We start from the raw sequence: 10,715 nt of genomic DNA, 5'->3' as shown, positions 1-10,715 counted from the left end.
CGGGGCGATGGGGGAGAGGAGGTCCCGATGATTCTCGTACGACAGGAGATCGGTGACGTGCTGCGGGACTTCCGTCTGCAGAAGGGCCGCACCCTCCGCCAGGTCGCCGGCAAGGCGTCGGTCGCTCTCGGATACCTCAGCGAGGTCGAGCGCGGTCAGAAGGAGGCGTCGAGCGAGATCCTCGCCTCGGTCGCCGAGGCGCTCGACGTGCCTATCTCGACGATCATGCGCGAGGTCGGCGACCGTATCGCCGTGCTCGAGGGCCTGCAGGTCATCCCGGACGTCGTCCCGGACGAGCTGGTGGCATCGGTCGAGTCCGAGCTGTCCCTGCGCTGATCGTCGGATGCGGCGAAGCGAATTCCTCCGCGCGGTGGACGCGGAGTTCGGCTCGCGCGGTGCTGCCCTCGTGGCGGATCTCGTGCTGACGGCCGTCGGCGGCCGCACCGCTGCGCAGGCTATGGAGGCCGGCGTGCCTCCGCGTGAGGTGTGGCTGGCGCTGTGCGCCGAGACGGATGTGCCGGAATCGCGGCGCTACGGGGCGGGGCGGCTCGAGCCGAAGCGGCGCTGAGCCGGCACCGCGGGTTCCCCGGTGTTCGATCCCGGATCCGTCTCGTGCCGGCGTGTCGTCGAAGACATGTTCGAGATGCGGGTATCGTCCTGCACAAATGGTTTCGTGATCGGGTTCCCCACGGATCGAGGCGATTCCGGCGCTATGTCGGTGGCCCCTCCTACCGTGTTCCTCATGACCACGAGGTCATACGCCTTGTCGGAGAGTTCGCCCCAGCCGGGGCGGCCGCGACAGCCTACAGGCGGCAGTTCACGAGCACGAAGGAGCACGTCATGCCCTCACCCGCAGACCGCGAGAAGGCCCTGGAGTCGGCACTCGCCCAGATCGACAAGCAGTTCGGAAAGGGCTCGGTCATGCGGCTGGGCAGCGACGAGCGCGCCCCCGTCGAGGTCATCCCGACCGGTTCGATCGCCCTCGACGTGGCCCTCGGCGTCGGCGGACTGCCGCGCGGCCGCATCATCGAGATCTACGGCCCCGAGTCCTCGGGTAAGACCACGCTGACCCTGCACGCGATCGCGAACGTGCAGCGCGCGGGCGGCATCGCGGCCTTCGTCGATGCGGAGCACGCGCTCGACCCCGACTACGCGAAGAAGCTCGGCGTCGACATCGACCAGCTGCTGGTCTCCCAGCCCGACACGGGTGAGCAGGCGCTCGAGATCGCCGACATGCTGATCCGCTCCGGCGCGATCGACCTCGTCGTCATCGACTCCGTCGCGGCCCTCGTGCCGCGCGCCGAGATCGAGGGTGAGATGGGCGACTCGCACGTGGGTCTGCAGGCGCGCCTGATGTCTCAGGCGCTGCGCAAGCTGACCGGTGGCCTGAACCAGACCAAGACGACCGCGATCTTCATCAACCAGCTGCGCGAGAAGATCGGCGTGTTCTTCGGCTCCCCGGAGACCACGGCCGGTGGAAAGGCGCTGAAGTTCTACGCGTCTGTCCGCCTCGACATCCGTCGCATCGAGACGCTGAAGGACGGCGCCGAGGCGGTCGGAAACCGCACCCGCGTCAAGGTCGTGAAGAACAAGATGGCTCCGCCGTTCAAGCAGGCCGAGTTCGACATCCTGTACGGCACGGGCATCTCCCGCGAGGGAAGCCTGATCGACTTCGGTGTCGACCACGGCATCGTGAAGAAGTCGGGTGCCTGGTACACCTACGACGGCGACCAGCTCGGCCAGGGCAAGGAGAACGCCCGGAACTTCCTGCTGAAGAACCCGGACATCGCCGAGACGATCGAGACGCAGATCAAGCAGAAGCTCGGCATCGGCGGCGCCGCGGCGACCGTCGCGGCGACCGACGAGCTGGCCCAGCGCCGCCCGGCTTGATGTTTCGACGTCGCTCAACAACCGTGTTTCGACGTCGCTCAACAACCGTGTTTCGACCTCGCTCAACAACCGTGTTTCGACGTCGCTCAACAACCGGGGTGAGCTATGGATAACGGGAGCGGGGCGCCGTCCGACGGCGAGCGCCTCGCCCCCGTGATCCCGCTCTTCGGAGCACGCCGGTCCGAGGCTGCGGGTCGACCGGGCCCGGCAGGTGCGGGCGCCGGCATGCCCAGGACCGAGGCGGAGTGGCGCTCGACCTGGGCTGAGGAGTCGGCGGCGGAACGACGCGGACCCAGCCTTCGGCACCCGGCTGCAGCGGCCCTTGCGGCCGAGGAGTCGGACGGCGAGGCGCAGCATGCGACCTCGGGCCAGCGACGCGGTCTGCGCGCCGTCGGGCGGCACCAGGAGGCGGAGGCTGCCGCGGCGGATGATCCGATCGCGGCGGCGACGGAGTCTCTGGTCCGCAGGCTGCGCTCCAAGCAGCTGTCGAGCAGAGAGGCGCGGGACGCGCTCCGCGAGTTCGGCGTCTCCGCAGAGGACAGAGACTCGATCATCGGGGAGTTCGAACAGCGCGGCTATCTCGACGACGTCTCCCTCGCCGAACTGCTGGTGACCTCGGGCTCGCAGCGGAAGGGCCAGGGGAGGGTCGCGATCGCGCGGACGCTCAGCCAGCGGGGGATCCCGCGCGAGATCGCCGATGAGGCGCTCTCCGTGCTGGAGGACGATGATGCCGAGCGCGCCCTCGACTACGCGCGGTCCAAGGTCTCGAGCCTGCGCCGCTACGACGAGGACACGGCCATCCGGCGCCTCGTGGGTCAGCTGTCCCGCCGGGGCTACGGCGGGAGCACCGCGCTGACGGCGGCTCGCACCGCATGGCGCGAGGCGCAGCGCGGCGCGGGCGTCGGCAGAGTGCGGTTCGAAGAGAGCTGACGTCGCCGCGCCGACCGTTCGCGCCGCACGCTCCGAGCGATCCGATTCCCACCGGGCGAAAGTAGAATGGCAGGCACTATGACCATTCCCCTCTCAGAGCCCACGATCATCGCGCCTTCCGCCGCGGCGCTCGATGAGGCCGGGCGTCCGCGCACCTACGAGGTGCGCACCTTCGGCTGCCAGATGAACGTGCACGACTCCGAGCGGCTCTCCGGATCGCTGGAGAGCGCAGGCTACGTCCGCGCCGGGGCCGACGACGAGGCCGACATCGTCATCATCAACACCTGTGCCGTGCGCGACAACGCCGCCGGCAAGCTGTACGGCACACTGGGCCACCTGAAGAGCCGCAAGGACAAGCACGCGGGCATGCAGATCGCCGTCGGCGGCTGCCTCGCGCAGATGGACAAGCAGGCCGTGCTCGACAAGGCCCCCTGGGTCGACGTCGTGTTCGGCACGCACAACATGGGGTCGCTCCCGGGGCTGCTCGAGCGCGCCCGCCACAACGGTGAGGCCGAACTGGAGATCCTCGAGTCGCTCGAGGTGTTCCCGTCCACCCTGCCGACCCGGCGCGACTCGGCGCACAGCGGCTGGGTGTCGATCTCCGTCGGCTGCAACAACACGTGCACGTTCTGCATCGTGCCGAGCCTGCGCGGCAAGGAGAAGGACCGCCGCCCCGGCGACATCCTCAACGAGATCCGCCTGCTCGTCGAGGACGGTGCGATCGAGGTCACCCTGCTCGGCCAGAACGTCAACTCCTACGGCGTCGAGTTCGGCGACCGTCAGGCGTTCGGGAAGCTCCTCCGGGCGGCGGGGGAGATCGAGGGCCTGGAGCGGATCCGCTTCACCAGCCCGCACCCGGCCGCCTTCACGGACGACGTCATCGATGCCATGGCCGAGACGCCGAACGTCATGCCCCAGCTGCACATGCCGCTGCAGTCCGGCAGCGACCGGATCCTGCGCGCCATGCGACGCTCGTATCGCAGCGAGAAGTTCCTCGGCATCCTCGACCGCGTGCGGGCGAAGATCCCGAACGCGGCGATCTCGACGGACATCATCGTCGGCTTCCCCGGTGAGACCGAGGAGGACTTCGAGGACACGATGCGCGTCGTCGAGCAGGCCCGTTTCGCGAGCGCGTTCACGTTCCAGTACTCGATCCGCGAGGGCACGCCCGCGGCGACGATGGAGGACCAGGTTCCGAAGGAGGTCGTCCAGGCGCGCTACGACCGCCTGATCGCCCTGCAGGAGCGCATCTCTCTCGAGGAGAACCAGAAGCAGCTCGGCCGCGAGGTCGAGGTGCTCGTGTCCGTGGGCGAGGGCAAGAAGGACGCCGAGACCCACCGTCTCACCGGACGCGCCGAGGACAATCGGCTCGTGCACTTCGAGCTTCCGAACGGATCCGAACGGCCTCGTCCCGGCGACGTTGTCACGGTCACCATCACGCACGCCGCGCCGTTCCACCTGCTCGCGGACGCGCCCGACGGCGCGCCGCTCCGCATCCGGCGCACCCGTGGCGGCGACGCGTGGGACCGTGCGCAGTCCGAGTCCTGCGCGGTGCCGGCCGCGCCCGCGGCGGACGGGAAGCCGCGGGCGGTGTCCCTGGGCCTGCCGACGCTCCGCGTCGGCGTGTGACCGAGCCCGCAACGGTGCCGGTCGCCGCTCCCCTCGACGGATCGGCGACCGTGCCGCGGCTGTGGGCGGTCGTCGGGGCGACGGGCACGGGGAAGAGCGACCTCTCCCTGGATCTCGTGGAGGCCCTCGCCGCGCGCGGTCGCCGCGCCGAGATCGTGAACGCCGACGCCATGCAGCTGTACCGCGGCATGGACGTCGGCACGGCCAAGGTCCCGGTCGCGGAACGCCGCGGGATCCCGCATCATCTCCTGGACGTGCTCGATGTGACCGCAGAAGCAGCGGTCGCCTGGTACCAGCCGCGCGCCCGTGAGGCGATCGCCGAGATCCACGGCCGTGGCGCCGACGCCGTCCTCGTCGGCGGATCCGGGCTCTACGTCTCCAGCGTGCTCTACGACTTCCGCTTCCCGCCGCGGGATCCCGGGCTGCGCGCCCGGCTCGAGGCGGAGCTGGAGGAGCACGGTACGGGCCCGCTGCTGGCGCGCCTCCAGGAGCAGGATCCGCAGACCGCTGCACGGATCGACCCCCGAAACGGCCGGCGCATCGTTCGCGCGCTCGAGGTGCTCGCCCAGGGCGAGCGCACGCACGGCGCCGCGTTGCCGGATCAGCCGGTGCTCTGGCACCCGCAGACGCGTGTGCTGGCCCTCGGCGTCGACCGCACCGCGCTGGTGCAGCGGCTCGACCGCCGGGTGGAGCGGATGTGGGCCGAGGGCATGCTCGCCGAGGTGCAACAGCTGCGCGAGGAAGGGCTCGAGCAGGGCACGACCGCACGCCGCGCCATCGGGTACGCGCAGGCTCTCGCGCAGCTCGAGGGCGCCCTCACCGAGGACCAGGCGATCGCCGAGACCCAGGCGCTCACCCGGCGGTATGCGCGTCGGCAGGTGTCGTGGTTCCGGCGGTACACGGAGGCGGAGTGGATCGACGCCCTTCAGCCGATCGACGTGCACGCCATCGTGGGAGGGGGAGCGGATGAGTGAGGGCATCAGGATCCGGGCGTTCGAGCGTCGCGACACGGATGCGGTCGTCGCGCTCTGGGAGGACGCCGGCCTCACCCGGCCGTGGAACGACCCCCGCGCCGACATCGAGCGGAAGCTCGCCGTGCAGCCCGAGCTCTTCCTCGTCGCCGAGGAACCGGCGCCCGTCGGGGCCGGAGCGAAGGGCGCAGCAGCGGAGGAACCGGATCCGGAGACGACGGATGCCACGCGCATCGTCGGATCGGTGATGGCGGGCTACGACGGACACCGCGGCTGGCTCTACTACCTCGCGAGCGCATCCGAGCGGCGCGGTGCGGGAATCGGCCGCGCGCTGGTCGCCGAAGCGGAGCGGCTCCTGCTCGCGATGGGCTGTCCGAAGGTGCAGCTCATGGTCCGCCGGGGGAACGAGCACGTGCTCGGCTTCTACGACGCGCTCGGCTACGAGCGCTTCGAGGTGAGCAACACCGGCAAGCGCCTCATCCACGACGTCTGAACGGCCGCCGCGCGCAGGCGCCCTCAGACCGGCAGCAGTCCTAGACGCGTCGCCGCGGCGACGGCGCGGCCCCGTGTCGGTTCGCCGAGCTTTCGGAGCACCGCGGCGATGTGGTGCTCGACGGTGCGCCGGGACAGGATCAGGCGCTCGGCGATGTCCGGGGTCGACAGGCCCTCGCCCAGCAGCCCCAGCACCTCGAGCTCCCGCGCGGTGAGCTGAGCCGGGTTGCCGCGCGCCTGCGCCCGGGGCCGGCGGGGGAGCGCCAGACCGCGCTCGCGCCGGGTGCGGAGGATCGCGTCGACCACGGCGGCGGCGCCGAGCCCGTCGAGCACGCGGATGCCGTGGTCCACTGCGGCCGGATCCGAGTCGAGCATCGCGGCGTATGCGGCCCACACCGGGCAGCCGCGTTCGGACCATGCCGAGACGGCCCTCGGGTCTCCGGCGAGCATGAGCGCGAACGGCTCCGCCACGCGCCGGCCCGCCTCGAAGTCCGCGCCGCCGAGCATGCGCCACCAGGCGAGCTCACCCACGGCCCATTCCTCGTCGTGGGCGAGAGCGAGCTCCCACGTCGATGCGGTCAGCGCGCCGATGGCCCCCGCGTCGCCGGTGAGCCAGGCGTGCTCGGCGGCAGCGCACACCGCGGGGGCGAGCCGCTGCAGCTCGCCGGCCTCCACGGCCAGCTGCTGGGCGAGCGTCAGCCGCGCCGTCGCGTCGGATCCCCGTCGGGCCAGCACTCGGGCCGCCGCTCCCGCCGCGGGCATGAGGGAGACCGGAGCGGTTCCGATGTGGTCGAGCAGCGAATCGGCGGCGGCGAGGGCCTCCTCGAAGCGGCCCTCGTCAACGAGGGCGAGGCTGAGGCACGCGGACATGTAGCAGGCCCAGGAGTCGAGGTCGCGGTCCTCGCAGAAGGCGATCCCGGCGTCGAGCGCGGCGTGCGCGTCGGCGAAGCGCTTCTGCAGCACGGCCGACGAGCCGAGGTTCGTGTACGCCCGCGCGACGTGCTCGGGAAGATCGGCGGCGCGGGCGATCTCGAGACTGCGGGTCAGGTCGCGCTGCCCCTGTTCCACACGGCCGGACTGGAGCTCCGCCGTGCCGAGGTTGTTCAGCGCGTGGCTCTCGATGTCCTGCCGGCCCAGGGCCCGGGCGAGGTCGAGGGCCTTGCGTCCCCAGAACTCGACCTCCTCCGGATCCTCGGCGAGCATCCGCAGCTGGGCGTAGTTGCTGTACGCCCACGCGAGCTCCACGCCCGGTGGCTCCTGTTCCAGGGTCGCGACGGCGCGGCGGCCGTACCGCTCCGCGTCCCCGCCCCGCCCGGAAAACCAGGAGAGCCGAGAGAGCCACCGCTCGTCGTCTCCGCGGCGCAGCGTGTCGCCCACGAGCTCGTGCAGTTCCAGTGCCTGCTGCCTCGCGGTGAGCGCCTCCGGCAGCTGGTCGGTCAGATAGCACTCGTAGGACAGCGCGACGAACAGCGCCGCCCGCTCGGCGCTGCCGATGCAGTGCCGCAGCGCGAGCCGGTAGTGCTCCGCCGCCTCCCTGTGCGCGCTCGCATGCGCGGCCTTCTCCGCGGCGGCCGCGGCGTGCGCGACCACCGCTGCCTCGTCCCCGCAGCCTGCCGCGTGGTGGGCGAGGGCGCGGTGGTCCTCCGGAGTCCGCTCGGTGAGCGCGTGCAGCGCACGCCCGTGCAGCTGCCGGCGGCGCACGGCCGAGAGGCTCGCCTCGACCGCCTCCCGGGCGAGCTCGTGACGGAACCCCAAGGCTCCGTCGAGTTCGATCAGCACGCCGGCGTCGACGCACTCGTCCACGGCGTCCACCGACTGCGCGCCGACTCGCGCGAGCAGATCCGCGTCCGCGCCGGGGCCGACGATCGCGGCGGCGGCCGCCACGTCCTGGGCGGCGGGGGTCAGCCGTGCGACGCGGGCGAGGATGGCGTCGCTGACCGTGGCGGGCAGCGCGACCCCTCCGACCGCCAGGCTCTCCGTCACGAAGAAGGCGTTCCCTCCGGTGCGCAGATGCAGGGCGCCCGGATCGACGGCATCGCCCGAGGCCGCGACCAGCCGGGCGACGCCGTCGACGGTCAGCGGCGGCACGAGCATCCGGCGCACCTCGCTCACCGTGGCGAGGTCGCCGAGCAGCGCGGTGAGCGGATGCCGCGCCGTGATCTCGTCGTGCCGGTAGGTGACCACCACCAGCACCGGCGCGGACTCGATCCGTCGTGCGAGGAAGCGGAGCGCGTCCAGCGTCGCCTCATCCGCCCAGTGCAGGTCCTCGAGGACGAGCAGGCCGGGCGTCGAGCCGATCAGATCGCGGAGCTTCTGGAACAGCCGGATCCGGTCCCCGCCGGCCGTGACCGAGGCGGAGATCTCCGGTATCGCGTCCTGGACGGCGCCGAGCGGACCCGGTGTCGTGATGTTGTCCGCACCCCCGATGCGCACACGGCAGCGGGAGCGCACGGCCCGGGCGAGTGAGCGCACCAGCGCGGTCTTGCCGACTCCGGCCTCGCCGCCCAGGAAGACGACGCGACCGGATCCGGCGAGCGCGTCGTCGAGATCGGTGACGAGCTCGGCCAGGAGGGCCTCCCGTTCGACGAGCACGCTCTCATTCAACCGCTCAGACACCCTCGTTGACGAGATGGATCTCGTCGGCGACGAGACCGTGCGCCTCGCGGTGCACCGTGTTCGCGGCTTCCGCGTCGGGCGCGTCGACGAGGCAGAAGATCTTCCCCGCGGACTCGTCGACCCAGTAGCGCAGGTAGTGCACGCCGTGCTGGTCCTGCGTGGCGAGGTCGGCGGCGTGCGCGGCGGCGACATCGGCCATCGTGACCGGGCCGTCGAGAGTGTGGACATCCATGTAGAGCGCCATGAGCGTCTCCTTTCGGTGAGATCGCGGGGTTGTCCCGCTCTTCGATTCCATCTCTCGAGCGCAGATCCGGGATCGGGGAACTCACCCATCTTTCGAGGCCGCCGTGGCGGCATTCGGCCGTGCGCGGCGCAGGGTTCTGCTCAGAGCGGATCCGCTCGCGGCGTCGGAAGCACCGTGCCTACCATGGCGCCATGACCGCCACACCGGAGATCCCCCGCATCGACCGCACCGCGCAGGACGACCGCCCGCATCGTGCCACCGAGCCGGAACGGCTCTGGCGCTCCGTGGTGGGGGAGCTGCTGCGCGATGCCCGCGCCGATCGCGGAGAGACGCTCGCCGAGACCGCTCAGCGCGCCGGCGTCTCCCCGCAGTACCTGTCCGAGATGGAGCGGGGTCTCAAGGAGCCGTCCAGCGAGATGCTCGCCGCGGTGTCCGGCGCCCTCGAGCTGACCCTGCTCGATCTCACCCTCGGGGTCGCCGAGCGGATCTCCGCGGGTGCCTCCGTTCCGGCGCGCGCGGCCGCGCAGCCCGTTCGCGCGGCCTACGCGCTGGCGGCCTGACCGGCCCCGGCACCGGCGCTCGCGCCGGCGCTCGCCGCGGGCAGCGCGCTCCGCTGCGGCGGGGCCTGCTCGACCACCTGGTCCACGAGGCCGTAGTCGCGTGCGCCCGCGGCCGTCAGCACCAGATCCCGGTCGGTGTCCGCCCGCAGACGCTCCGCGCTCTGCCCGGTGTGCGCGACGAGGATCTGCTCGAGGCTGTCGCGCACCCGCACGACCTCGTCCGCCTGCAGGATGAGGTCGGGGATGGTGCCGCGGCCCTGCGCGGCCGGCTGGTGCAGGATCACCCGGGCGTGCGGCAGCGCGGCCCGTTTCCCGGCGGCCCCGGCGGCGAGCAGGACCGCCCCGACCGCCACGGCCTGACCGACGCAGAACGTCGCGACATCCGAGCGGATGAAGCGCATCGTGTCGTACACCGCGAGCATGGCGCTCGGATCCCCGCCTTCGCAGTTGATGTAGAGCTGGATGTCCCGGTCGCTTCCGGTGGAGTCGAGGTGCAGAAGCTGCGCGACGAGGACGTTCGCGACGTCCGCGTCGAGCGGGGTGCCGAGGTAGATGACGCGCTCGGCGAGGAGGTGCGAGTACACATCGAGGACGCGGTCGCCGCGCGGGGAGCTCGCGATGACGTTCGGGACGAGGAACGAGGCCATGTCAGGCTCCTTCTGCGGTCAGGCCGATGGTGCGGCGGGTGAGGGGCGGCAGCACCGCCGCGAAGCCGGTGGCGATCTCGTCGATGAAGCCATAGGCGAGGGCCTCCTCGGCGCTGTACCAGCGGTCGTGCAGGGAATCCTCGAAGACCCGGTCGAGCGGTTGTCCGGTGTCCTCGGCGATGAGCCCGAGCACGGTGTCCCGGGTGTGCCGGAGGTCCGCCGCCTGCAGCTCGACGTCGACCGCCGTCCCGCCGATCCCGGCGGAGCCCTGATGCAGCAGGATCCGGCTGTGCGGGAGGGCGCGGCGCTTGCCCTTCGTGCCGGCCGAGAGCAGGAACTGGCCGGCGCTGCAGGCGAGCCCGAAGGCGACGGTGGCGACGTCGCACGGCACGGTGCGCATGAGGTCGCGGATCGCGAGCATCGCCGGGACGGACCCGCCGGGCGAGTGGATCCAGAGCGTGATTTCTGCGTCCGGATCCTCGGCGGCGAGGGCGAGCAGCTGCGTCATGAGCAGCACGCCGTTGTCATCGTCCAGGACCCCGTCGAGCACGAGCACCCGGCGGGCGAACAGCATCCGGCGCGTCTCGGCGTCGAAGAGGTTGCGGGGCATGTCATCGGTCATGCCCCCAGCGTGCGGCGGCCGCCGGCGACGGCGCCAGCGGATCTGCTCCGGGCGGATCCGCCGCAGGCAGAGCCGGATCGGGGAGCCGCAGGGGGCGGCGGCGGTCGTCGCGCA

The 10,715-nt window shown here is 71.7% G+C and carries 12 protein-coding genes; 8 read left to right on the top strand and 4 right to left on the bottom strand.

Features of this window, described 5'->3' with window-relative positions; translation table 11 throughout:
* Nucleotides 1-27 precede the first annotated feature (27 nt).
* The 7 genes from AERO9AM_RS11710 (at nt 28) to AERO9AM_RS11680 (ending at nt 5,913) form a co-directional block, all read left to right on the top strand.
* Entirely contained in the window at nt 28-336 is a 309-nt protein-coding gene (locus AERO9AM_RS11710; RefSeq protein ID WP_045251803.1) for a helix-turn-helix domain-containing protein, read from the top strand.
* Between the two features lie 7 nt (nt 337-343).
* On the top strand, nt 344-568 hold the full coding sequence (locus AERO9AM_RS11705) for a DUF3046 domain-containing protein (protein WP_159576291.1): 225 nt from the start codon (nt 344-346) through the stop codon (nt 566-568).
* A 272-nt stretch (nt 569-840) separates the two neighbouring features.
* The gene (gene recA, locus AERO9AM_RS11700; protein WP_159576290.1) at nt 841-1,890 is read left to right on the top strand and encodes a recombinase RecA; all 1,050 of its coding nucleotides are present in this window, start codon (nt 841-843) and stop codon (nt 1,888-1,890) included.
* Between the two features lie 225 nt (nt 1,891-2,115).
* Entirely contained in the window at nt 2,116-2,820 is a 705-nt protein-coding gene (locus tag AERO9AM_RS11695; protein ID WP_236602596.1) for a regulatory protein RecX, read from the top strand.
* Between the two features lie 78 nt (nt 2,821-2,898).
* Nucleotides 2,899-4,449: a tRNA (N6-isopentenyl adenosine(37)-C2)-methylthiotransferase MiaB gene (miaB, locus tag AERO9AM_RS11690; RefSeq protein WP_159576288.1), complete on the top strand. Its 1,551-nt coding sequence runs from the start codon at nt 2,899-2,901 to the stop codon at nt 4,447-4,449.
* On the top strand, nt 4,446-5,423 hold the full coding sequence (gene miaA / locus AERO9AM_RS11685; RefSeq protein ID WP_159576287.1) for a tRNA (adenosine(37)-N6)-dimethylallyltransferase MiaA: 978 nt from the start codon (nt 4,446-4,448) through the stop codon (nt 5,421-5,423). The genes miaB and miaA overlap by 4 nt, the downstream gene beginning before the upstream one ends.
* Nucleotides 5,416-5,913 (top strand): GNAT family N-acetyltransferase, encoded by a 498-nt coding sequence (locus AERO9AM_RS11680; RefSeq protein ID WP_159576286.1) that lies wholly within the window; start codon nt 5,416-5,418, stop codon nt 5,911-5,913. The genes miaA and AERO9AM_RS11680 overlap by 8 nt, the downstream gene beginning before the upstream one ends.
* Nucleotides 5,914-5,936: 23 nt before the next feature.
* On the opposite strand, the gene AERO9AM_RS11675 is transcribed toward AERO9AM_RS11680, so the two are convergent.
* A complete protein-coding gene (locus AERO9AM_RS11675) occupies nt 5,937-8,504 on the bottom strand; it encodes an ATP-binding protein (RefSeq protein WP_159576285.1) in 2,568 nt (855 codons plus the stop codon).
* Nucleotides 8,505-8,520: 16 nt separating this feature from the next.
* Nucleotides 8,521-8,772: a DUF4242 domain-containing protein gene (locus AERO9AM_RS11670; RefSeq protein WP_045251811.1), complete on the bottom strand. Its 252-nt coding sequence runs from the start codon at nt 8,770-8,772 to the stop codon at nt 8,521-8,523.
* 191 nt (nt 8,773-8,963) lie between these two features.
* On the opposite strand from AERO9AM_RS11670, the gene AERO9AM_RS11665 reads away from it, so the two are divergent.
* Nucleotides 8,964-9,332, top strand: coding sequence for a helix-turn-helix domain-containing protein (locus AERO9AM_RS11665; protein WP_159576284.1), 369 nt, complete (start codon nt 8,964-8,966; stop codon nt 9,330-9,332).
* On the opposite strand, the gene AERO9AM_RS11660 is transcribed toward AERO9AM_RS11665, so the two are convergent.
* Complete coding sequence (locus AERO9AM_RS11660; protein WP_159576283.1) at nt 9,314-9,979, bottom strand: ClpP family protease; 666 nt, start codon at nt 9,977-9,979, stop codon at nt 9,314-9,316. The two genes, AERO9AM_RS11665 and AERO9AM_RS11660, sit on opposite strands and share 19 nt — an antisense overlap.
* A 1-nt stretch (nt 9,980) precedes the next feature.
* Nucleotides 9,981-10,601, bottom strand: coding sequence for a ClpP family protease (locus tag AERO9AM_RS11655; RefSeq protein WP_159576282.1), 621 nt, complete (start codon nt 10,599-10,601; stop codon nt 9,981-9,983).
* Nucleotides 10,602-10,715: the final 114 nt, after the last annotated feature.

Source organism: Microbacterium sp. 8M, from assembly GCF_902506375.1.
Classification (GTDB): Bacteria; Actinomycetota; Actinomycetes; order Actinomycetales; family Microbacteriaceae; genus Microbacterium.
Note: the sequence above shows the minus strand (reverse complement) of the source record. Positions and strands in the feature narration are given on the sequence as shown.